Below are 1,425 nucleotides of genomic sequence, written 5' to 3'. Positions count from 1 at the left end.
GTCCAGGGCGTCGAGCACCACGCGCACCGGCGCCGGCCCCGGGCGGGGTCGGCGGTGGCGGCGGCGGGCGGGCACCGCCCGAGCGTAGGCACGGGCGCGCACGGGCCGCAGCCCGGCCGCCCGGCGCTGCGGCGGCAGGACCCGGCGCTGCGGTAGGACGGAGCGGTGAGCCCCGACGACCCCCGTCCCGACGCCGCCGGCGACCCCGGCGGTGACCCCGTGCGCGACGGCGGCGGCGACCCCGGCGGCGCGCTGCTGCTGGGCCGGATGGCGCAGGAGGGCGAGACCCCGCTCGCCGTGCTGCCGCTGGCCACCGGGCCGCTGGACGGCCTCCTCGGGAGCGGCTCCGGCGGCGGGGCGCTGGCGCTCAGCGCGCAGCGGCTGTGGCTGACCCGGCCGCAGCTGGTCGGCGGGGCGTCCGTGGCCTCCCTGCCCCTGGCGGACGTCGGCGCGGTGGACGTGCGCGAGCGGCGCGGCCCGCTGGGCGGCGGCGTGCGCGTGGAGGTGGTCGTCGACGGGCGCCCCCTGCGGTTCAGCACCCGCGCGGGCCGCGCGGCCGCCGACGCCTTCGCCCGGGCGCTCACCACCGCGCGGCAGGCGCCGCCGGGGTGAGGGGCGCGGCGGGCGCCGTCAGCACCGTCAGCACCGTCAGCGCTGCCAGCCGCGCACCGAGCGCACCGTCGCCGACTTCGGGTAGCGCGCGGGGTCGCGCACGCCCCCCTCGGGGAACTCGAACAGGTCCACCATGAGCTGCAGCGGGTACGCCGTGCCCTGCTCGCTGGTGTGCACCAGCACGTCGTCGACGAAGAACCGCACCCGCCGGGCGTCCCACTGCGCGGCGTAGGTGTGCGCCTCGGCGGCCGCGTCGAACGGCACGGGCACGTCCACCACGTCGTCGCGCAGGAGCGGGTCGTGGTGCGCCTTCACCCCCACCCGCACCGTGGAGCCGCCCGGGCCGGCGGCGTGGCCGAACAGCTCCGCCACGCACACCTCCCCCGACTCCCCCGGCGCGTCCTCGAAGCCCACCAGCCACACCGCGGACATGCACCGCGGGTCGGCGGGGGCGGTGAACGTCGCCTCCAGCACCCCGTGCGACGGCGTCCACAGCGCCCGCCGCGGCCACGGCGAGCGCACCCGCAGGCCCGGGCGGTGCCGGTGCTGGCCCACGGGCGAGCCGACCGGGCCCGAGGAGGCCCCCGTCTGCAGGTTCGACACCCGCAGCTCCCCGTCCTCCGGCCGCCACGCCGGCTGGTCCGCCTCCACCAGCAGGCGCAGCCCGTCGCCGTCCAGGGAGCACCGGGCCGCCGAGCGCTCCGGGGTCGTCCAGTGCGGCAGGTAGTGCGCGACCCAGCGCTGCGGGTCCGGGCGCGGGCCCGTGAAGCGGTCCGCGAAGACCTCGCGCAGGCCGGTGCGCTCCAGCCGCAC

2 protein-coding genes are annotated in these 1,425 nt (G+C 80.1%); one reads left to right on the top strand and one right to left on the bottom strand.

Going from position 1 to position 1,425, the window contains the following annotated elements; translation table 11 throughout:
- Positions 1–165: 165 nt before the first annotated feature.
- Positions 166–612: a hypothetical protein gene (locus GTR00_RS20770; protein WP_166613421.1), complete on the top strand. Its 447-nt coding sequence runs from the start codon at positions 166–168 to the stop codon at positions 610–612.
- A 36-nt stretch (positions 613–648) separates the two neighbouring features.
- Here the strand turns inward: GTR00_RS20770 and GTR00_RS20765 are convergent.
- The coding region (locus GTR00_RS20765; RefSeq protein WP_323132652.1) for a glycoside hydrolase family 16 protein at positions 649–1,425 on the bottom strand (777 nt) is incomplete at its 5' end.

Origin of the sequence: Kineococcus indalonis (genome assembly GCF_009906395.1) — a bacterium.
Classification (GTDB): Bacteria; Actinomycetota; Actinomycetes; order Actinomycetales; family Kineococcaceae; genus Kineococcus; species Kineococcus indalonis.
This window is presented reverse-complemented; position numbering and strand designations above follow the sequence as displayed.